Origin of the sequence: Pedobacter sp. MR2016-24, assembly GCF_026239655.1 — a bacterium.
Classification (GTDB): Bacteria; Bacteroidota; Bacteroidia; order Sphingobacteriales; family Sphingobacteriaceae; genus Pedobacter.
Window position 1 is genome coordinate 421,526 of the sequence record NZ_JAPIVO010000002.1, and the last position, 20,799, is coordinate 442,324.

The 20,799-nt window shown below is 39.6% G+C and carries 18 protein-coding genes and 1 tRNA gene; 11 read left to right on the forward strand and 8 right to left on the reverse strand.

Features of this window, described 5'->3' with window-relative positions; genetic code table 11:
• Positions 1–15: 15 nt before the first annotated feature.
• The 3 genes from OQX62_RS06040 to OQX62_RS06050 all read right to left on the reverse strand — a co-directional run bounded on the left by OQX62_RS06040 (position 16) and on the right by OQX62_RS06050 (position 2,478).
• A complete protein-coding gene (locus OQX62_RS06040) occupies positions 16–849 on the reverse strand; it encodes a prephenate dehydratase (RefSeq protein WP_265830519.1) in 834 nt (277 codons plus the stop codon).
• Positions 850–1,204: 355 nt separating this feature from the next.
• The gene (gene aroB, locus OQX62_RS06045) at positions 1,205–2,272 is read right to left on the reverse strand and encodes a 3-dehydroquinate synthase (protein WP_265830520.1); all 1,068 of its coding nucleotides are present in this window, start codon (positions 2,270–2,272) and stop codon (positions 1,205–1,207) included.
• The gene (locus OQX62_RS06050; protein WP_265830521.1) at positions 2,272–2,478 is read right to left on the reverse strand and encodes an RNA-binding S4 domain-containing protein; all 207 of its coding nucleotides are present in this window, start codon (positions 2,476–2,478) and stop codon (positions 2,272–2,274) included. Before OQX62_RS06050 ends, aroB begins: the two co-directional genes overlap by 1 nt.
• Before the next feature lie 95 nt (positions 2,479–2,573).
• Between OQX62_RS06050 and OQX62_RS06055 the strand changes: the two genes are divergently transcribed.
• Positions 2,574–3,758: a proline dehydrogenase family protein gene (locus OQX62_RS06055; protein WP_265830522.1), complete on the forward strand. Its 1,185-nt coding sequence runs from the start codon at positions 2,574–2,576 to the stop codon at positions 3,756–3,758.
• Between the two features lie 77 nt (positions 3,759–3,835).
• Here OQX62_RS06055 and OQX62_RS06060 read toward each other — a convergent pair whose 3' ends face one another.
• A complete protein-coding gene (locus OQX62_RS06060) occupies positions 3,836–4,504 on the reverse strand; it encodes a hypothetical protein (protein WP_265830523.1) in 669 nt (222 codons plus the stop codon).
• A 1,089-nt stretch (positions 4,505–5,593) separates the two neighbouring features.
• Between OQX62_RS06060 and OQX62_RS06065 the strand changes: the two genes are divergently transcribed.
• Both OQX62_RS06065 and OQX62_RS06070 read left to right on the forward strand, forming a co-directional pair.
• Positions 5,594–6,238: a DUF6266 family protein gene (locus tag OQX62_RS06065; RefSeq protein ID WP_265830524.1), complete on the forward strand. Its 645-nt coding sequence runs from the start codon at positions 5,594–5,596 to the stop codon at positions 6,236–6,238.
• Positions 6,238–6,900 (forward strand): DUF6266 family protein, encoded by a 663-nt coding sequence (locus tag OQX62_RS06070; protein WP_265830525.1) that lies wholly within the window; start codon positions 6,238–6,240, stop codon positions 6,898–6,900. The genes OQX62_RS06065 and OQX62_RS06070 overlap by 1 nt, the downstream gene beginning before the upstream one ends.
• Positions 6,901–6,966: 66 nt before the next feature.
• On the opposite strand, the gene OQX62_RS06075 is transcribed toward OQX62_RS06070, so the two are convergent.
• From OQX62_RS06075 to OQX62_RS06085, 3 genes are all read right to left on the reverse strand, one after another.
• Entirely contained in the window at positions 6,967–8,475 is a 1,509-nt protein-coding gene (locus OQX62_RS06075; protein ID WP_265830526.1) for a catalase, read from the reverse strand.
• Between the two features lie 115 nt (positions 8,476–8,590).
• Positions 8,591–8,926, reverse strand: coding sequence for a DUF962 domain-containing protein (locus OQX62_RS06080; protein ID WP_265830527.1), 336 nt, complete (start codon positions 8,924–8,926; stop codon positions 8,591–8,593).
• Positions 8,927–9,565 carry an HAD family hydrolase gene (locus OQX62_RS06085; RefSeq protein ID WP_265830528.1) on the reverse strand — a complete coding sequence of 213 codons (639 nt, stop codon included), beginning with the start codon at positions 9,563–9,565 and terminating at the stop codon, positions 8,927–8,929.
• Positions 9,566–9,786: 221 nt separating this feature from the next.
• On the opposite strand from OQX62_RS06085, the gene OQX62_RS06090 reads away from it, so the two are divergent.
• The 6 genes from OQX62_RS06090 (at position 9,787) to OQX62_RS06115 (ending at position 13,668) form a co-directional block, all read left to right on the forward strand.
• Positions 9,787–10,317 (forward strand): gluconate 2-dehydrogenase subunit 3 family protein, encoded by a 531-nt coding sequence (locus OQX62_RS06090; protein ID WP_265830529.1) that lies wholly within the window; start codon positions 9,787–9,789, stop codon positions 10,315–10,317.
• Between the two features lie 12 nt (positions 10,318–10,329).
• Complete coding sequence (locus OQX62_RS06095) at positions 10,330–12,048, forward strand: GMC oxidoreductase (protein ID WP_265830530.1); 1,719 nt, start codon at positions 10,330–10,332, stop codon at positions 12,046–12,048.
• Between the two features lie 157 nt (positions 12,049–12,205).
• A tRNA-Ile gene (locus OQX62_RS06100) sits at positions 12,206–12,279 on the forward strand.
• A gap of 538 nt (positions 12,280–12,817) precedes the next feature.
• A complete protein-coding gene (locus OQX62_RS06105) occupies positions 12,818–12,982 on the forward strand; it encodes a hypothetical protein (protein ID WP_265830531.1) in 165 nt (54 codons plus the stop codon).
• A gap of 10 nt (positions 12,983–12,992) precedes the next feature.
• Positions 12,993–13,286, forward strand: a complete 294-nt coding sequence (locus OQX62_RS06110; protein WP_265830532.1) for a hypothetical protein — start codon at positions 12,993–12,995, stop codon at positions 13,284–13,286.
• A gap of 4 nt (positions 13,287–13,290) precedes the next feature.
• Positions 13,291–13,668: a hypothetical protein gene (locus tag OQX62_RS06115; protein ID WP_265830533.1), complete on the forward strand. Its 378-nt coding sequence runs from the start codon at positions 13,291–13,293 to the stop codon at positions 13,666–13,668.
• A 132-nt stretch (positions 13,669–13,800) separates the two neighbouring features.
• On the opposite strand, the gene OQX62_RS06120 is transcribed toward OQX62_RS06115, so the two are convergent.
• The gene (locus OQX62_RS06120) at positions 13,801–16,677 is read right to left on the reverse strand and encodes a ligand-binding sensor domain-containing protein (protein ID WP_265830534.1); all 2,877 of its coding nucleotides are present in this window, start codon (positions 16,675–16,677) and stop codon (positions 13,801–13,803) included.
• 173 nt (positions 16,678–16,850) lie between these two features.
• Between OQX62_RS06120 and OQX62_RS06125 the strand changes: the two genes are divergently transcribed.
• Both OQX62_RS06125 and OQX62_RS06130 read left to right on the forward strand, forming a co-directional pair.
• Positions 16,851–17,684 carry a PKD domain-containing protein gene (locus tag OQX62_RS06125; protein ID WP_265830535.1) on the forward strand — a complete coding sequence of 278 codons (834 nt, stop codon included), beginning with the start codon at positions 16,851–16,853 and terminating at the stop codon, positions 17,682–17,684.
• Positions 17,685–17,725: 41 nt separating this feature from the next.
• Positions 17,726–20,773, forward strand: a complete 3,048-nt coding sequence (locus OQX62_RS06130; protein ID WP_265830536.1) for a SusC/RagA family TonB-linked outer membrane protein — start codon at positions 17,726–17,728, stop codon at positions 20,771–20,773.
• The last annotated feature ends 26 nt before the right edge of the window (positions 20,774–20,799 follow it).

The window sequence follows — 20,799 nt, forward strand, 5'->3', positions numbered from 1 at the left end:
CGTTAATTGTTGTGTTTATACTTTATCGTTTTTCTGATACTCGCCCATAATGTTGAAGTTCACAGTATATTTAAGGGCCTTGCGGATGGCGAAGTCGTATTTATTCATATCGTCCCATTCGGTGTCGATATAGAAATAATATTCGTTCCTTTTGCCCAATACAGGCATCGACTGGATTTTTGTAAGGTTAACCTCCTGTTCTGCGAACAGGTTCAGTACTTTGGATAATGCGCCAACATAGTTGCCCAGCTGGAAACAGATCGATGCTTTATTTACCATGGCAGTTTCTTCGCTTTTGTCGCGTTTCAGGATCAGGAAACGGGTGTAGTTTTTCTTATTCGATTCTATTCTTTTTTCAATGATATTCAGTCCGTAAAGCTCCGCTGCAAGGGAATTTGCGACAGCCAGTGTATCAGTCAACTGCTCGTCTCTGATTTTTTTGGCGCAGGCTGCAGTATCACTGCTTTCCACCACTTTCAAATGCGGCAGTTCATCAAAGAAATCAATACACTGACGGATGGCAATAGGGTGGGAGGTCACAAATTTAGCATCTTCCAGTTTTACACCAGGCAATGCCATCAGATGCAGCTGGATCGGCAGGTAAACCTCGCCGGTAATTGCAAAATTATACTCACGGATCAGGGTGTAATTCGGTAAGAGGCTGCCTGCGATAGAGTTCTCAATGGCCATGACTACAAAGTCGGCCTCATTGTTGGCCAGACTGTCGCAAGTTTGCTTAAATGAGTTACATTCAATTGTTTCAATGTCCCTGCCGAAAAATTTGAAAGCAGCTTCTTCGTGGAAGGAGGCTTTGATACCCTGGATGGCTACTCTTGTAACTGTTTTCATTTTAAATGATAATTTATTTGCGCTAATTCCTTAAACAAAAAAAAGTCCCGGCGTTATGCCGGGACTTTTCATATACAATTAATCTTGTGTTTATTTTGATTGCATATCAGTCCCGGCTCTTACTAAAATAGTAGAAGTAGCTAAACCAATATGTAGTGATATTTCTCATTTTTCTTTTTTTGACTTTATGGGAACCGCTGCTTTATCTTTTTCAAATTGAAGGATAACGTTTTAGCAGGATTCAATCCTCTTTGTTGCCGAGCCAAATGTAACTAACAAAATTTAATTTGTCAATAGCTAAATAAAAAAAATTATTTTTTGTGACCTTTTTCTTTTTAATCTTACCTATATCAGGTTATTTAGCATAAAGTGAATTGTAATATTCCATACTGCTGATCACATCACTTTCTGATACCCTGCAGTTATAAGTACATTTTCCTATCGATTCCAATAGCGAAAAGAGAATATTACCATGTTCGTTTTTCTTGTCGCTCTGCATTAAAACTGCAAGCTGAGGAAATGACTTCTCTTTAATTTTATACGCTGGATATACACTTTTGATATATGCAGAAATTTCCTGCAGCTCTTCTGCCGTCAGCTCACTGTTTTTATGCGATAAATAAGCTTCACAGACCATACCGATAGCTATTGCTTCACCATGGGTCAATGGCTTTTTATCTTTGCTCAGAGAGTAACTTTCTACTGCATGACCAATAGTGTGGCCAAAGTTCAGAATTTTGCGCAATCCTTTTTCCAGCGGATCCTCCGTCACTACCTGGTTTTTAATTTCTACCGAACGGTGAATAGCAGCCGCAGAGATATTTTTATAATCCGATTTTTTCAATTCGTCATAATACGCAGCATCCGCAATCAGACCATGTTTGATCATTTCTGCGAAGCCCGAAAGCAGCTCACGTGAAGGCAGGGTTTTAAGAAATTCAGTTTCGATAAATACCGCCTGCGGTAAACTAAAGGTGCCGACCATGTTTTTGACATTGTCTACATCTATTCCTGTTTTTCCACCTACAGAAGCATCCACCATAGCCAGCAACGTGGTAGGTATATTGATGAAATCTATCCCTCGTTTATACGTGGAAGCGACAAAGCCACCCATATCGGTCACTACACCACCACCCAGATTGATCATCAGACTTTTGCGGTCGGCCTCAAAATCAAGTAAAGTCTTCCAGATCCCGATACAGAAATCGATATTCTTGTTTTCTTCTCCCGGATCAACTTCGATCATATCAAATTCGCTGTACTCATCCAGCATCTGTCTGAATACAGGCATGCACAATTCCGTTGTATTACGGTCGGCAAAAACAAATACATTACTGTATTTTCCTTTATTGATCAGCTCCATAAGGGGCTCAAGCTGTGTTTCAAAGTGTATCTGGTGACCAGCGCTTTCGATATTGTTCATTATACTACTTTAATTTGATTGCCCATGAAATCAATCACATCGCCCTTACGTACTTTTAAACGTTTACGGTGATCAACTTCGCCATTATATTTTACCAGACCATCTTCTACAACAGTCTGTGCTTCGCCACCACTTTGAACCAATCCTGTTGCTTTTAGCAAAGCAATAAGGGGGATAAACTCGCCTTCTAATTTAAATTCTATCATTGTAGCGCAAATTTACAATTATTTACAAAGGGATTTACCTCTGATAGTGAGGGAATTTATATTTTTGCATCCGTTTGACTAACACATCAATCCAAATGCAGAAATCCTCAGGGAAAAAAATAAATTTTGATAACACCGAAATCGCCTTCCGGAACAAGTCAAAATCAGAACTAAACAGCGCTTATTGGTTATTTAAAGCTATGAGCAGCAATCTACTGATCAAAGTAGGAACTCCGGTTACCAATTTGATGCTGAATGTGGGACTTCCGATCCAGGGAATTATCAAGTCTACTATTTTTAAGCAATTTTGCGGTGGGGAGACTATTGCAGAATGTGAACATACTATCGCACAGCTGGCCGATGGTAAAGTAGGTACTATTCTGGATTATTCTGTAGAAGGGGAGGAAGAAGAACATGTATTCGATTTTACCTGTGCAGAGATTATCAGAACGGTAGACCGTGCTGCGGGAGATAAACGCATTCCCATCACCGTATTTAAAATTACCGGGATTGCACGTTTTGCCCTGTTGCAGAAAATTGATGCAAAACAGGACCTCAATGATGCAGAAAAAGCGGAGTTTGAAAAAGTGAAAAAACGCTGTGAAAGAATCTGCCGTACTGCATTTGAAAAAAATGTGCCTATCATGATTGATGCAGAAGAGACCTGGATTCAGAAAACGATAGACGACCTGGCTTTGGATATGATGCTGCTTTTCAATAAAGAGAAGCTGATTGTATACAATACCTATCAAATGTACCGTCATGATAAACTGGCCGATTTAAAAGCAGACCATTTAGTAGCTCAGAAAGCGGGTTTTATCTTAGGTGCGAAAGTAGTTCGTGGCGCTTATATGGAAAAAGAGCGTAAAAGAGCCCTTGAAATGGGTTATCCTTCGCCCATCCAGCCAGATAAAAAATCTACCGATCAGGATTATGATGCAGCAATTACCTATTGTGTAGCGCATATCGAAGAAATAGGAATAGTTTGCGGTACCCATAATGAAAACAGTTGTGGTGTACTGGCAGCTTTGCTGGACCAGCATCAGATTGATCATAATCATCCCCATGTATACTTTTCACAATTGCTGGGCATGAGTGATAATCTAAGTTTCAATTTATCAGATTCAGGTTATAATGTAGCTAAATACGTTCCTTATGGACCTGTTAAAGCTGTTATGCCATATCTGTTCAGGCGAGCGCAGGAAAATACTTCTATTGCCGGCCAGACCAGCAGAGAGCTTGATCTGATTGAGCGCGAGAAAAAACGCAGGAACGCTTAATTTGATGAAAGCTTACCCTATAATATGATCACCATTGGTGACAAAGGGTAAGCTTTCATTATCTTCATCATAATTCATCAGTAATATATTTTGCTCTTTCCGCCAGCACAGCCTTTTGCCATTCCCGGATCACTTCTCTTCCTGCTTCCCTCGCTTTCGCTCCGCCGTCTTTGTATTTTTCCATGTTTTCGGCCAGTGTATCGGTAAAATACTGTAAGTAAATCTTCAAGGTCAAACTCTGTATCGCTATCCTGCTCCATCAGTTCTGTATATTGCAGAAAGAACAAGGTAGTCCATTTCGTGTTTTTACGCACGGTAAAGTCTTTCGTGAAATTTAAGGAACGATTTTCATCCAGGTGAAAGGTATCTGAACTGGTATATACCCGGTTCATATTGGTATACAGTTCATCTATATACAAAAGAGATTTCTTTCTTTTTGCTACTGAACTGCTCAATACTTTTTCGGCCAGCTCATTGATCCATCTGAAGCAATTTGCGGCATTGGCCAGGCAATGGCTGAAAGCATGGCTGCCATTAGGAGTTCTCCTTTTCTCCGCTACATAAAGTCCGATAGTTTTTGAGGCTTCAGAATAACCTTCACTGTAAGGGTCAGCTAATGAATCGTAAACTGTAGCATGATTGATGAAAATTTGTAATACTTCCCGTTCATCCAGTCTGTAGAGGGCACAGGCGACACGGAATTCCAGCGGGATGGTAAGCGTGTGATAGTTGATTTGTGTTTTCATATTGATCTTATTTAATTTTTTCAATTTAAATAAGCCTCTATGAGGGGTTAACACCCTAAATGGTATAGGGCTGGTAACTCACTCAGTCTATTGTAGCATTGGCTCTAGTAAAGCCACCCCATCTTTCGAAAGGGCCTCAACAATGACATAAGGAGCACCAGCCCTATAGCAAATATAGGGTTTAGGTTGCTTTACTTACGCTTGCTGAGTTAAATTTACTAGATTCATGCTGCGAGGCTTGTAAGCAATTCTTAATTATAATTCAGTATTGCGGTTGTTTTATTTCTTTTTTAATTTTTCCATATGCTAATTTAGTTAGCTTTATTAGAAATAAAAAATATATTTAAAATTAAATAACTAACATTTTTTGTGTAATGTGCATTCCGGTCATTCTGATTTAACTATTGAAGATAGAGTTGTTCAGCACCATCAACTATTATATTTCATATAACCTCTGTCTGCCATAATTAGAGTCGACGTTTGGTAAATAGCTCTCAGATTCTAATTAAAAGTAGCCCTAAATAAGAGTTATTTTTAGGATATCCTACTGCAGAGCACGGCATCGTATTGTGGTTGGGTAGGGCTATATAATTGTACCTGCATTGCTCTTAGATTAGACGTAGTTTAGACCTGCCGGTCATACCCTAACCATACTCTAAAGTCACCCCGGCTATACCCTGGCTATACCCCCGTGGGTATAGCCAGGGTATAGCCGGGGTAGGGTCAGCGTAAGTCTGGGGTATGTTAGGGATGTACAATGTAGTATTGAACTAGCATCGATACACGTGTAACTATAGAGCCGTATCCGAACCTTTATCAACTCCATCCTTATTACTCCTAAATTGCAGATGGAACGTTAAATTCTTTGGAGACTATTAAAATGCAAACAATTGAAATGTATTATTATTTTATAAAAAATTTTGTTTTGTTGTGATTAATGATTTACCTTTGCATATATGATTACCAATAACTAATTTCCGCTCGGATTTCATCTGCTTTACTCAGGTAAAGCCATTGTTTTGAAGGGCATTTTTTAAGAAAGATATACCCGATAAATGTTTAATTATAAATCTTATAAAACAAAAAACAATGGCAATAGTAAATGGTCTTGGCGCAGGCTGGACCGGAAAAGTAGGGAATTTAATATTCGCAAAACAACCTGATGGCAGAACTTCTGTGAGTCAGGCACCCCAGGCAAGTGATATTCCACCAACAATCAGGCAGCTGGCAGTTCAGCAGGAGACCAAAGTAATGGGGGCTTTCATGTCAGTAATGAAAGAGTTTGTAAAGATGGGCTGGGAACTTCAGGGCAAGATGGAGAAGATGAATCAAAACAATGCAATGGTAAAATATCTCCGGAAGCATTCATTCACTGGTGAAGGTACAGAGCGCCATTTTGATTTCAGTAAAGTTTTAGTGACCAGAGGAGCTAAGTCTGCTCCGTCTGAGGTGAGTTTAAGCATTAATGAGTTTGGGCTCCTTTTTAACTGGAATAAAGAAATCAATTCAAAACAAGCTCATTTCACGGATCAGTTCGTAATGGTGGCTTATTTTCCTGAACTGGCAGAGGTAAGATATACAACTGCCGGTGCGCAGCGCCATGTTGGCAAAGATATGCTAATGCTTAGCGGAGTAGAAAAAGGTTATTCCGCAGAAGTATACGTAGCATTTGTTGCTGATGACAGGAAAAGCATATCTGACAGTGTTTACATGGGACAAGTTATCTGGGAATAATGGGAACGAGCAGAAGTTTTTCAATCACGGGCGATATCCACGGGAAAGTTGGGCCGGTTGTTTTTCTTACATGGAAAGGTATCAATGTAGTTCGTTCCGCACCAACACCTCCCAAAAAGTCAAAAACTACCGAGAAACAACGAATAGAAAGAGCAAATTTTACAAATGTGCAAAAATTTGTGGCAAGTATACCGCTGGAACTTATAAATCTCGGTTATCAACTGCCACGAAAGTCGAAATACACAGCATCTAATTTGGCATTTGCTTATCATAGGCACAATGCACTAGCTGGAGAAACTGCTCCATTTGAATTAGACTTAAGTAAGGTTAGATTTACGCAACCTATCAATTTGACGGGAGGTGCCTGGAATGTAAAATTGGATACTTCCATAGCCCAAACGGCGGTGGTGAGCTGGGAGCTTAATCCCTTTCCTCAAAAACATACTCATCCCGATGATCTGGCCCTGGTCATTTTTTATGAAGTAAATAAGCAGTATTTTTTTTACAATGCAGTGAGAAGGGATGAATTGTCTGTTGAATTTTCACGCGCTTTGAAAAAAACACCGGCACCTGAACGGGATATGCATGCCTGGATATTTTTTTGTTCTGCTGACTTCAAAAAGGTTTCGCATACCAAATACCTGGGGAACTTTATATTATAACACAAAAAAGCCGACTTACATCGCTGTAAGCCGGCTTTGGATATAATAGGTGTGTTTGTTTGCCGATTAATGTTTTTGCTGTTGCATTGCTTGTGCCGCATCGATGCCTAAGCCGCTGGCGATAGCCATCCCAAGACCTATATCTGCTCTGAACCAATGGCATAACTGCAGGTTAATGATCTGGTCTTTTTTAGGTCCGCTGATTCCGCTCATTGCACCGATAATGTTGTTGATCAGATTTTTACGGTCAGCATCACTCATGACCTTGCGGTATAAATCGCCTGGCTGTGTATAATGGTCGTTATCTCCGGGGCCTTCATTTCTATCATACCAATCAGCCGTACTTGAACCCAGTTCCTGAGCAGGTTCTTTATAACTTTCATCCGGAATAACATCACCAAAGCTATTCGGGAAGTAGTTAGGCTCATCATTTCCATTGTCATCAAAACGCATGGCACCATCACGGTGATAGTTATTGGTCATAAACGGACAGGCGTTTACTGCTAATTGCTGGTAATTTACACCCAGGCGGTGACGTGCTGCATCTGGATAAGATAAAATACGGCCCTGCAACATTTTGTCTGGTGAGAAGCCAATACCATCCACCTGATTAGTAGGGGCGAATGCCGCCTGCTCCACATGTGCGAAATAGTTTTTAGGAATCTGGTTCAATTCAATTTCACCAACTTCGATCAGTGGAAATTCGCCATGTGGCCATACTTTAGATAAGTCAAAAGGATTAAATTTAAAGGTTTGCGCTTCTTCCTCTGTCATCACCTGAATTTTTACAGTCCATTTAGGGAACTCACCGTTGTCAATCGCATCAACTAAATCACGTTGTGAGTGGTCCATATCCTGTGTGCGCATCGCATCAGCTTCTGGCCCTGTGAAATTTTTAATCCCCTGCTGAGTTTTGAAATGGAATTTAACCCATACACGCTGGTTATCGGCATTGATCATGGAAAAAGTGTGACTGCCAAAACCATCCATATGACGGTAAGAGTAAGGAGTACCACGATCACTCATCAGGATCATTACCTGGTGCAGACTTTCAGGGTTAAGCGACCAGAAATCCCACATCATTGTCGGGCTTTTCAGGTTTGTTCTTGGATCACGTTTCTGTGTGTGGATAAAATCGCTGAATTTTTTAGGGTCTTTGATGAAGAAAACCGGGGTGTTGTTACCTACAATATCCCAGTTGCCATCTTCAGTATAAAATCTCAAAGCGAAACCCCGTGGATCACGTTCAGAATCTGCACTTCCTTTTTCACCACCAACGGTAGAAAAACGGAGGAAGATTTTACATTCTTTGCCAATTTCATTGAAGATTTTAGCTTTGGTATATTTTGAAATATCGTGTGTTACCTTGAAAGTACCATATGCACCTGTGCCCTTTGCATGGACTACACGTTCAGGAATACGCTCACGGTTAAAATGTGCCATTTTCTCATGCAGAACAAAGTCCTGTAATAAGAGTGGACCTCTGCTGCCTACTGATTGGCTGTTTTCGTGCTCAGTATAAGGTCTGCCTGATGCGGTTGTTAATTTGCGGCTAATTTTGTTGGGCTCTTCCATTATTTAAGTGTTTTACTGCGATAAAAGTATACACTATTCATTGCGCGTCCAAACACCTATTTTCTATAACGATATAGGTAGAATCTATTAGACTTTATAAACCTATAATTATTAACTATTTCACTTTGAAGGATTGCCTGCCCATCATCAGGTCTCCGAAAAATATAAAGTCGCAGGCCAGCGTTAAAATCGGGTATTTAAATGTGGAAGGTTTGTTTTTCTCAAAAAACAGGTGACCCATCCAGGCGAACACTGAACCAAATACCAGCATCAGTGCAAAAAAGATAAACAGGTGAAAGAGCATCGCGGTAACGAAGCTTAGTCCCATTAATCCTATTCCTATGAAGTGTAAAGTTCTGTTTACTGTATTTTGATGTTCTGATAAATACACCGGATAAAATTCTGCAGGTGTAGCATATTTTTGATCCGGTAATTGATGATTGTTGTTCATTTATACAAATATACCGTTACTTTTTAAAAAGGCGCCCAGGTTTTTAGGGTTTTCTGTCATTAATAAGGTATGCAATCCGGCCTTTTTAGCGCCGATCAGGTGCTGCGGACTATCATCAATAAACAGTGTCTCTTCCGGGTTCAGGTTGTTTTCTTTGATGACCTGTTCAAAGATCTCCACGTTTGGTTTTCGCAGTTGCATCAGCTGCGAGTAATAAGCCTTTTCAAAGAGATGATCATTGTTAGCTACTTTGTACTCATTTTTCAGATAATCCATAATATAATCGTAATGGATCTGATTTGTGTTACTCAGCAAAAAGGTACGGTAATTCTTTTTAACGGCCAGCAATACTTCATGAACATTTTCAGGTACACCAATCAGCAGGCTGTTCCATGCTGCATCAATTTCTTCGTCAGTTAATGCAGGATTATGAGCTGCTTCCCTGATGCCAGTCCGGAATGCTGCTTTTGTAATTGCCCCTGTTTCCAGTTGATCGAACAAACTATGGTGTCCTTTGTGACCAAAAAACTCTTCAATCCCGGGGATTCCCAATTGAGCGAATGAATTTTGGGCTATTCTAAAGTCGATTTCGAAAATAACATTTCCATAATCGAATATGATGTTTTTAATGTTGTTCATCAGCAGGTTTTAAAATCTCTGCAAATATGGAATTTATGCGTCGCAAAATCTAATAGATTCTGACAGGTTTTAATTCTACAATGTTAATTTGGAATACTGCAGGAGAATTCACTACATTTAATATTCGATTGGTAAAACAGTATAGCATGCATGTTAAGCTGTTATAATGAATTCAAGCGGTGAGCATACCAAATATTTAGCTGTTAATATCTACATAAAAAATGGAGAGACGTTTTGCGATAAAACAAATTCTGATTCTGGCGGGCGGTTTAGCCCTCTTACCTTCCTGTTTAAGGGAGGCTGGAAAAGCATCGATAGTATTAAAAAATCTTGATGTGGATCTTGATGATGAGAAATTACTGGGGGAAATTGCGGAGACCTTAATTCCTAAAACTACTACTCCGGGAGCTAAAGATCTCAATCTGCATCTTTTCGTGCTTAAAATGGTGGATGATTGTGAGGAGGAAAAAGATCAGCAGCTGTTTGTAAAAGGGCTTACTGCGTTTAAGGATCTTTCTAAGGACAAATTTTCTAAAGCCTTTGCTGAATTACAAGCTCCGCAGCGCAAAGAATTATTGTTAGCCATTGAAAAGGACGAACAGCAGTCGGAAGAATTAAAAGGCTTTTATAAAATCATGAAGAACAGGACAGTGCAGGGTTACCTGAATTCAAAATATGTGATGACAAATCTGAATATTTATGAATTGGTGCCCGGAAGGTACAATGGTTATTTTCCCGTTAAATCTGCTTAATTAAATCAAAACATGTCGAATATTAATATAGATGCTCAAAAAGCAAATACTTACGATGCGATTGTGATCGGTTCTGGTATCAGTGGCGGCTGGGCAGCAAAAGAATTCACTGAAAAGGGCTTGAAAACGCTTGTTTTAGAGCGTGGGAGAAATGTGGAACATCTTAAGGATTATCCTACTACAAATAAGTTTCCTTATGAGTTTGAGCATAGGGGAGATCCGGCGCTGGCGATTAAGAAAGCGAACCCTATAGCTACCAGATGTTACATCTTCAAAGAAGATGCAATGGATTTTGTGGTAAAGGATGCTGAACATCCTTACGTGCAGGAAAAGCCGTTCGACTGGATCAGGGGATATCAGGTTGGCGGGAAGTCATTGCTGTGGGCGAGGCAGACACAACGCTGGAGCGATTTCGATTTCGAAGGCCCCGCAAGGGATGATTTCGCGGTTGACTGGCCGATTCGCTACAAGGATATTGCGCCATGGTATAGTTATGTGGAGAAGTTTGCTGGTATCTCGGGTAATAATGACGGACTGGCAGAATTACCTGATGGTGAATTTTTACCTGCTTTTCCTTTAAATGCAGTGGAAGACTATTTTAAGGGAGTGATTAAGGACAAGTTTTCGAGCCGTCATGTGATCAGTGCCCGCTGTGCGCACCTTTCCAAGCCTAAACAAATCCATTTTGATCAGGGCAGGGCGCAGTGTCAGAATAGAATCCTTTGTCAGCGGGGTTGTCCTTTTGGAGGATATTTCAGCAGTAATGCGACTACCTTACCCTGGGCAGCAAAAACAGGTAATCTGACTATGAAACCATTTTCTGTGGTAGAGTCTGTTATTTATGATGATAAAAAGGAGAAAGTTACCGGTGTAAGGGTAGTGGATGCGAATACGAAAGAGGTAACAGAATATTATGCGAAGGTAATTTTTGTGAATGCTGCCGCATTAAATACAAACCTGATCTTGCTGAATTCTAAATCTCAAAGATTCCCGCAAGGTTTGGGGAATGATAATGGTCAGCTGGGCAAGTTTGTCGCATTTCATAATTACAGCGCCAGGATCAGTGCAGAATATGACGGTTTGAAACAATTTACCACCGATGGCAGAAATCCTGCAGGAGGTGGGTATATGCCGCGTTTCAGGAATTTACTGAAACAGGAAACGAATTTTAAAAGAGGGTATGCGGCAGGATTCAGCGCATACAGATCGAGTGGTAAGGATACCTCCGGTTTGGTTGGTGAAGAGCTTAAAAATACACTGGTAGACCATACGCCGGGACCCTGGAGAGTAGGTTCACACATGATGGGGGAGACCATTCCTAAAGAAACCAACTTCGTAAGTCTTAGTCCGGATAAAAAAGATGCATGGGGTGTTCCGCTGCTGAATATTTCGGTAGACTATGATGAGAATGATGTTTTAATGAAAAAAGATTACCTGGAGCAGATGACAGAGATGTTTACCGTTGCAGGTTTTAAAAATATAACCCCTAACGAATCTTCTCAGGCACCGGGACTGGACATCCATGAGATGGGTGGTGCAAGAATGGGACGTGATCCTAAAACTTCGATTCTTAATGAATGGAATCAATTGCATGCCAGTAAAAATGTGTTTGTAACTGATGGCGCTTGTATGACTTCTACATCTACACAAAATCCTTCCCTTACGTATATGGCGCTAACTGCAAGGGCGGTTGATTATGCGGTAAAGGCAATGAAGAGAAATGAGATATAAACAGAGTTGAATTTACTACTGGACAACGATGGCTCTTTAGTAAAGGAGCGATATTGATATTTTATGTGCATGTAAATCAAAAGCTAACGATTATGAGCCAAAGAATTTTTGCAGATACGAGAAAAAAGTCTTAACATTGCGCTTATAATCAAAATGGGGGCCATTAGCTCAGTTGGTTAGAGTAGAAGACTCATAATCTTTTGGTCGATGGTTCGAGCCCATCATGGCCCACTTAGTAAAAGCCGTTTTTCGTAAAGAAAAACGGCTTTTTTTGTTTCTGATTTTGATCATCGGCCACGACTTTTACGTTAATTCTTCATAAAAACTGTAACGAAAATGTAACGGTATTCAAATTGGGCTTGCTTTGTTACGAAATGTGGATGAATTTGGGTTTGTTTTGTTACAAAACCAAATTTATTCATTCTCGTTATGTCATTTAAAAGAAACATGCACATATTTTTGGCATGAAGCTTATTGTACGCCGAAACTCCTATGGTCGTAAATTTAAAGTGTCTGGGATTCCTCTAAATGTTAAAAACTGTAATATGATTGCCCCAACAATTGAGGAATTACTGAGAAACCGCTACCATTGCATTACCGGTAAGCAGTAGATCCTTCATTTATGAATGTCTTATAGAACGAAGGATAAGGAGATTTAAAACTTACGCCGTTAGAGGAAAAGTGATCCTATAATAAGAGGAGATAAAAAGGAGTTGCGGGTATAAAATCTAATGCTTATTTTTGTGTTAATACAAAGGGAGGAAATACGATGAGTGATAAAGATATCGAATTACTTATTGAGTTAGCTAATGCTAAGCTTGATAAAGGTGTTTCTGAACAAGAAGCATTGAACTCTTTTGTGAATGCGGGTATATTGAATAATGAAGGCACTTATACAGAGCCGTATAAGGACCTGGAAGAAATAACTCTATAACAACTTTTTTATGTATGACATCCGCCCCAATTTAGTTATTGGATTTCATGGATGTGACAAATCAATTGCTGATAACCTTATTGCTAATCATCCCACCATTGAAAAAAGTGAAAAGCCTTATGATTGGTTAGGACATGGAATGTACTTTTGGGAAAACAACCTGGAACGTGCAAAGCTTTGGGCAAAAGATAAAGAGCGAAAGGGCGAAATTAAGGAATCCTCCGTTGTTGGTGCTGTGCTGCAACTTGGTAATTGCTTGGATTTTTTAGATAGCAAGTATTTAAGCCTTAGCAGTTTATTATAAATTAATGGAAGCTAACTTTCAAGCACTGAAGAAACCTATTCCTATAAACAAGGACGTAAAACAAGATGAGCATAAGGACAGACTTATGCGGGAGCTAGATTGTGCACTGATTGAGTTCATGCATGAGCAGATTTTCTCAGATTACCAGCAGGAGATCATTGCAAATAATGGGTATACTAATGTAAAGTTATTCGATTCTACCCGTGGAGTATTTACTGAAGGTGGAGAAGCATTCCCTGGCTCTGCTATCCAGATGAAAAACCATATACAAATCTGCGTAAGGAATTTTAATTCAATAAAAGGCTTTTTTTTGCCGCGTGATGAAAAAGATTTTGTAACTGTTCTTAAAGAAGAATACGCTAGGAAGACAGGACTTGCTTAACGATTATGCTTCGGCCCACTATTTCAGAAACCCTTTTCTATGATGTAGAAACGGTTTTTTTAGCTAATTTTCGTTAGCTATAGTGTCAAAGGCTTGGTCCTTTTGGCAGGATTTATATAATTAAGCAGTTTCTTACACCGCATTAAAAAACTCAAATAAATTTACATTACTTGCAATATTCAGTTTCTTTCGCAGTCTATATCTCCCAACTTCAACACCCCTGGGCGATATTTTCATTAGTGTAGCTATTTCTTTAGTCGAAAGGTTCATTTTAAGATAGGCAGATAAGCGTAGCTCAGTGCTGGTTATCGACGGAAATTTGTCTTTCAGATGTTTGATGAAATCTACATGTACTCTATCAAAATGGACAGAAAATTGTTCCCAACTGTCATCAGATTTTTCTTCGGCATTAAGCAGCCTGATGATCTTATTAAAGTCGGCGGTTTGGGTATCATCCTTAAGTTCATTCTTAAGCTTGAATAGTTCATTCTTGATCTTGGACATCATATCTGCCTTTTGTACCAGATGCATGGTGTTAGAAGCTAATTCCGAGTTTTTGGTTTCAATTTCAAGTTCTAACTTTTCATTTTTGAGATTGATGATTTCCTTTTCAGACTTATCCATCTCCAATTGATGCATATATTGGAGATGCTCCTGTTCTTTTTGAAAAGCAATCCGTTGGTTCATGATTTTTCTCTGTTGCCTTTTGTACACCAGATAAATAATGCTTAAGAAAATTAAGCCATACACCAGGTAGGCCACAATGCTTTGGTACCAGGGCGGCAGAATATCAAACTTATAAGTGGCTGCAGACGATTCGTTGCCCAGGTTATCCTGTGTTTTTACCATGAAGGTATAATGCCCCGCCGGAAGATTGGTGTAGTCCTTTTCTGTCTTTTTGTCGAGCGCCGACCATGTCTCATCAAATCCTTTCAGGTAACAGCTATACAAAGTATTTTCCTTGTTCCTGTTAATGGTAGACGAATATTCGAAGCGAAAAGAATTCCAGCCATGTTTAATTTTGGGCACTTCTATCTGTTTCGAATTTTCATTTACGTTGCCAAAGTAACCGCTAAACAATCCTATATCTGATTTTCCGAAAGCTTTAACCAAACTGATGCGCACTTGCTGTTTGCCTGCATCAGCTAAATATTTTTCGTAATTGATATGGTAGAATCCCTTTTGTGCACCTACAAATAGATTGTTTTTGTCGACACAATATATGTTTTCGAAACCACCTAAAGTTTTGCCATTTAGCTCCGGGATGTAGAGCAGCTTGTAAGTTTTACCATTGTACTGCGCTACACCAAGTTTCTTCTCTTCAATAAACCAGATATTGCCCTGCGCATCTTCTTTTAGGTATCTCACATACTTTTTGCCAAAAACAGGTGCAAAATAGCTTGAAATTTCAAAACTGTCTTTATGGGCATTATACTCATAAACACCTTTTTCAGTAGCTGCTACAATTCTATTTTTAACCTGGTAAACGTGATTATTAAAGGTAGATGGCAAGCCTTTTTTATCTGTATAGAGTGTTACACTTTTGGTGTGCATATTTGTCAACGCGATTTTATAAACCCCCTTATAAGGATGAGAAACCCAAACGTTGTTCTTTCCATCATTTACGACAAATCGGGCAGACTCGCTAAAATTGTCAATATTTCCAGCCAGCCTAAACGTATGATTAACGTAATTGAAAATGGAAATACCATTATAGTTGCCGGCAAGCACGGTCGGTTGCGTGGTATTTGTTTGTTTATAACTTAAAAAATTCCAATAGCCTTGTCCACTGGAAATAGGTTGAGTTCCTTTTCCGTTCAATTCAAAAGCACCTTCGTGCCTGGCTAATAATAATTTCCCATTAACGAGGTTCATTCCCCAGGCTTGTCCGTTAGCGTTGGGTACGGTAGCAAAATTATTTTGGGTTGTGCTGATATCTGTTTCAGCAGCTAGAGGAAGACTATAAAAACCATTCGACAAACCCACATAAAAGGTATGGTTATAGATGATAGCCGTATGGCCTGCAGCATTGTCGAAGATTGCTGGATTGATGTGTTTGATGGCATTATTGTTGGCAATAAAGCTGATTCCATCTGAAAGGCCCAGCCAAATGTTCTTATTACTGTCTTTAAAGACACTGATGATGGCATTGTTTTGCAATCCGGAGCCTTTGGAAATATGATAAATTAATTTCCCGCGGGTATCCATCAGGTAACAGCCGTTGTAAAGTGTGGCTATAGCAATGGAATGATCATCTATTTTACGTGCATTACTAATATTTAAGATGTTTGCAGCGGATTTTAGCGGAGTAATTTTTCCACCTTGAATGGTATGTAAGCCATGCGCAAACGAACTAATTAAAATGGTATCTTTTCCAAATTGGGAAATGGAACTGACCATGAAATCATAAGGAATAGGATCCGTTAAAAGAGGCAGCCAATTATTCCCTGAAAGTTTTAACAGCCCTTTATCTTTTTCGTGAGCAATAATGGTATTGTTGGCCATTCCCATATAAAGCCACTTCGTTTTTGTCTCTAAAATGGTGATTTTTTCGTTTTGCCATTTAAAAATATTGTTTTCCGCACGGAAAAATATTGCGTTTCCAATGCTTTGCACATTCCATATGTCGGCAAATGACTGATGCTTTTTGGGTATTTTATCTTTCAGGCTCGTAAAAATCAGCTTCCCGTTGCTGTTTGGGGAGAAAAAACCAAAGTCGCCCTGACCTCCGGCATATAGTTTTTTGTCGAAACCTATTTTGACCGACCTGACAATTGTCTTGTTAGGTAATGGATATATTTTCCATCGGCTGCCGTCAAACGTAAGTACCCCTTCATTATTTGCAAAGTACATTACACCGTTACGATCTTGTTGGATATCCCAATTGTGAGTTCCGGCATTATAACTAGTATTGTCATAGTTCACAATATCCGGCATTCCTATAGGATTTTGTGCAAAAACCGGTAGGCTTAGAGAAAAAAGGAGCAGGTAAAATATTTGGCTTTTCATTATCAAAATAAAAGTAGACAAAATCTTTCTATCTGCAAATGTAGTAGGGCTAAACAAGCTCTTGCGCCATTTTAAGCGGTTTTGATGTAGTTTTGTAGGGGTTGGAAATTTGGAAGATCCCGGGTTTAAAGGATAATTTTGCCTCAAATCCATTAACCAAATATTCAAATCGTATGAATTACAAATTGTGTGTAAGGCAATGTTGTCTTCCGCTGGTCGTATTCTTTTCCCTTTTAGGCTTTGGCTGTAAAAAAGAAGATTATGCCAGCAAATTAGGTACCTCTGCAAAGGCCTCTTTTAAAGTGACGCGGGTACAAGGTAAATTAAATACCTATCTTTTAGAAAGCACTTCCCAGGATGCTTATCGTTACCAATGGGATTTCGGCTTAAATGAAGGCCTGAAAGCCGGCGGTTCAGCTATCGAAGCCTATTTTGTTTCTAAGGGAACCTATAATGTGAAATTGTATGCTTACGGCAAAGGTGGTTATGATATAGCTACTCAATCAGTAGTGGTTGACCAGGATGATTTTACTCCAACTTTAAATAATGAAAATTTTAAATTATTAACTGCCCATGCATGGAAATTAGACGGAGGTTCCTCTGCGCCGGTTATTGTAGGTACAGAAGGTAATCCATCAGAATATTTTGGAGGCGGATCATTGGCCACTTGTCAATTAGATGACGATTACACCTTCTCATTTGCAAATAATGCCTTTAAAGTTGTCTATAATGCTCATGGCGCAACTTTCAACGGTGGAAATGTAGAACCTAACTATAACTGCGGTAGCGATAGATCTTATGATTCTGCTTTTACATTTACTACAGCAGTGGAAGGAGCAGGCATTGCTACGATAACTATTCCCAATACGCCGCCAAATAGATTTATTGGTGTAACCGATGTTTCTTCTAACAATTACCGGATTATTTCTATCACGACAAATGAAATGGTATTACGCTCTGGAAAAGTCAATGAGGCAGTACATACGATGCGTTTTGTGAAAAAATAAGCAGCTATTTTATTATTATTTAATTGAAGCCAAATATAAATATGAAAAGAATTCGACTATTAATTGTAATACTGATTTGTTCAGTTGCCTTGTCAGAGGCATTTGCCCAAAGCATCACCCTTTCTGGGGTGATTAAAGACAAAACAGGAAAAGAAATGCCGGGTGTTTCGGTAATCATCAAAGGAACAACAAAAGGTGTTTCTACCCTAGCAGATGGTAAATATTCCATTACCGTACCGAAAGCTGGTACAACCGTAGTATTCTCATTTATTGGGATGATCAGCCAGGAAATTATTGTGACCAGACCGGAGGTTGTTAACATCATCATGAATGATGCCGCTAACAACCTGGATGACGTTGTGGTAGTAGGGTTTGGTACGCAGAAAAGAAGTAACGTAACCGGCTCTGTTTCTACGGTAAACAACAAACAATTGGTGCAAACTCCTGTTGGCGATTTAAGTAATGCCTTAGCTGGTCGTTCGCCGGGGGTGATTACGAAACAGCCTTCCGGAGAGCCCGGTGCCGATGGTACGCAGATTTTCATCAGAGGTAACTCTACTTTTGGTGGTGGCAGCATGGAACCTTTGTTTGTAATTGATGGTGTGGTTCGCACCGGGCGTGATTTCGGGCAGATGGATCCTAATGAAATCGAAAGCGTAAGCATCTTAAAAGATGCTTCTTCGGCGGCAATTTTCGGGGTTAAAGGTGCTAACGGTGTAGTTTTAGTCACTACTAAACGCGGTAAAGCCGGCCAGATGAGTGCAAATTATTCATTCAATTATGGTTTCTCAAAAGTAACCAGGTTACCAAATGCTTTGGGTTCTTACGAATACGCAACATTATTCAACGAAGCTAAGTTAAACGACAATCCTTTAGCTACGCCAGAATATTCCCTGGAGCGTTTGGAGTCTTTTAGAAATGGATCAAACCCTGATGCAGACCCGAACACAGACTGGATGGATTTAGTGCTGGGAGGTACTGCACCAAGAAGGCAGCACAATCTGTCACTTTCTGGCGGCAGCGAAAAAATCAAATACTTTACATCCTTTGGCTATCTTAATGAAGATGGTTTGTATAAATCATTGAATTATAATAGATATAATGTTAGGAGTAACATTGATATCCAGGCCACATCTACGACCAAAATCTCTGTCGACTTATCGGGAAGGGTGGAGAACAAGCAATCTCCGCCAGCAAGTGTAGATAATATTTTTGAGCATACCATGCGTAATCCGCCAGTGCAACCAGCAATGTTTTCTAATGGATTACTGGCTGCACCAGGTGTATATCCTAACCCCCTGGCCTTAATTAGTGAAGAAAGCGGCTACAACAGAAATAATGCGAATTTTTTTATGAGCAACTTTCAGGTATTACAACAAATCCCGGGCGTAGCAGGACTGTCTGTCAAAGGTGTCCTTGCATTTGATAAAAACTTCAATTCGAATAAAACCTGGAACCAGTGGGTACCGCTTTACGTAAGAAATAACGATGGCACCTACGCAATCAACGCAGAGTCTAAATCATCACTTTCAAAAGGATACGGTGAAGGTCAGAGTACAGAATTACAAGGCCATATCAATTACGACAGAAGGTTTGGAAAACATGGTATTTCCGCTTTAGCACTGGTGTTGCAGAAACAAAATCAGGGTACCGGAATTTATGCAGCCAGAAATTCTTACGAAAGTTCTGCACTGCAAATTTTGAATTTCGGCCCGGCGCTAAATGAAGTATTGAGCGATGGTGAAGACAAAACGGCTTTGCGTAGTGCTGCGTTCCGTATCAATTACGATTTTGATGGCAAATACCTTTTTCAGGCGAGTTTACGAAGAGATGAGTCGGAAAATTTTGCTCCAAAAGAAAGAGTGGGTTATTTTCCTGCATTTTCTGCGGGTTGGTTACTGACCAGGGAAAGTTTCATGCAAAATGTAAAGTTTGTGGATTTCTTAAAACTGAAAGCGTCTTATGGAACATTGGGAAGTGACCGTATCCCTAGTCGCTTTGGTTACTATAACCGTTACAACCTGGTACCAAATGTTTATCCTTTTGGTGGCACATTCGTTACTGGTTTAACACCGGGTGCAATTGCCAATGAAAATTTAACCTGGGAAACCTCAATCAAAATGGATGCAGGTATCGAAGCTAAATTTTTCAAAAATCAATTGAGCGTAGACGTAACGGTTTTTAAAGAAAGAAGGAAAGATATCCTGGCAACCAGAGCATTGTCTGTTCCTTTGAGTTTTGGAGCGGCTTTACCGAGCGAAAACTTCGGTATTGTAGACAATAAAGGTTTAGAGTTGGTTTTAAATCACAACAAGCAATTGTCTGACAATTTCTCTTACTTCATTGGTGGTAACTTTACCTATGCAAAAAATAAAATCGTAGAGGCTGCAGAAGCATCAAATATCCCAGAACACAGGCGTATCACAGGAAGACCGAACGGAGGAATTTACGGTTACAAAGCAATAGGTATTTTTAGAGATGAAGCAGATTATGCAGGTTCAGCAAAACATAGTGCGTATTTAAATTCTACCGGGCCTGGCGATATCAAATATCAGGATATTAATGGTGATGGCATTATCAACGATGATGATATTACGTATTTGGGAAATGGTTCATTGCCACAAATCCTTTATGGTATCAGTGGTGGTGTAAATTATAAAGGCTTCGAGTTGAACTTCTTATTTCAGGGAGCAGCACAGTCGCAACAATTGTTTACTCAAAATGCAGCCTGGGCCTTCCATAATGGTGGTCGTGTAAATGCGGAATGGTTAGACAGATGGACACCAGACCGTCCTGATGCACCGCTTCCACGTTTAAGCTTGAACACTAATGGTAATAATTATCTGGTCAGTAGTTTCTGGGTTCAAAACTCCAGCTATTTGCGCTTAAAGAATGTGGAGTTTGCTTATACAATTAAGCATAAGCTTTTGTCAAAGATTGGCGCTAATAATTTGCGGCTATATGCTCAGGGTCAAAACTTATTTACCATTACCGATTTGATCAATCTGGATCCTGAAAACACTAATGGTATAGGTAGGTATTACCCTCAACAAAAGACTTATACTTTTGGGGTTAATGTACAATTCTAATAACCAATCGTTGAAATAAATATTAA

Bases quoted from the DNA above. Each gene is read 5' to 3' on its own strand.
- OQX62_RS06040 (WP_265830519.1), bottom strand. From the start codon at position 849: ATGAAAACAGTTACAAGAGTAGCCATCCAGGGTATCAAAGCCTCCTTC.
- aroB (WP_265830520.1), bottom strand. From the start codon at position 2,272: ATGAACAATATCGAAAGCGCTGGTCACCAGATACACTTTGAAACACAG.
- OQX62_RS06050 (WP_265830521.1), bottom strand. From the start codon at position 2,478: ATGATAGAATTTAAATTAGAAGGCGAGTTTATCCCCCTTATTGCTTTG.
- OQX62_RS06055 (WP_265830522.1), top strand. From the start codon at position 2,574: ATGCAGAAATCCTCAGGGAAAAAAATAAATTTTGATAACACCGAAATC.
- OQX62_RS06060 (WP_265830523.1), bottom strand. From the start codon at position 4,504: ATGAAAACACAAATCAACTATCACACGCTTACCATCCCGCTGGAATTC.
- OQX62_RS06065 (WP_265830524.1), top strand. From the start codon at position 5,594: ATGGCAATAGTAAATGGTCTTGGCGCAGGCTGGACCGGAAAAGTAGGG.
- OQX62_RS06070 (WP_265830525.1), top strand. From the start codon at position 6,238: ATGGGAACGAGCAGAAGTTTTTCAATCACGGGCGATATCCACGGGAAA.
- OQX62_RS06075 (WP_265830526.1), bottom strand. From the start codon at position 8,475: ATGGAAGAGCCCAACAAAATTAGCCGCAAATTAACAACCGCATCAGGC.
- OQX62_RS06080 (WP_265830527.1), bottom strand. From the start codon at position 8,926: ATGAACAACAATCATCAATTACCGGATCAAAAATATGCTACACCTGCA.
- OQX62_RS06085 (WP_265830528.1), bottom strand. From the start codon at position 9,565: ATGAACAACATTAAAAACATCATATTCGATTATGGAAATGTTATTTTC.
- OQX62_RS06090 (WP_265830529.1), top strand. From the start codon at position 9,787: ATGGAGAGACGTTTTGCGATAAAACAAATTCTGATTCTGGCGGGCGGT.
- OQX62_RS06095 (WP_265830530.1), top strand. From the start codon at position 10,330: ATGTCGAATATTAATATAGATGCTCAAAAAGCAAATACTTACGATGCG.
- OQX62_RS06105 (WP_265830531.1), top strand. From the start codon at position 12,818: ATGAGTGATAAAGATATCGAATTACTTATTGAGTTAGCTAATGCTAAG.
- OQX62_RS06110 (WP_265830532.1), top strand. From the start codon at position 12,993: ATGTATGACATCCGCCCCAATTTAGTTATTGGATTTCATGGATGTGAC.
- OQX62_RS06115 (WP_265830533.1), top strand. From the start codon at position 13,291: ATGGAAGCTAACTTTCAAGCACTGAAGAAACCTATTCCTATAAACAAG.
- OQX62_RS06120 (WP_265830534.1), bottom strand. From the start codon at position 16,677: ATGAAAAGCCAAATATTTTACCTGCTCCTTTTTTCTCTAAGCCTACCG.
- OQX62_RS06125 (WP_265830535.1), top strand. From the start codon at position 16,851: ATGAATTACAAATTGTGTGTAAGGCAATGTTGTCTTCCGCTGGTCGTA.
- OQX62_RS06130 (WP_265830536.1), top strand. From the start codon at position 17,726: ATGAAAAGAATTCGACTATTAATTGTAATACTGATTTGTTCAGTTGCC.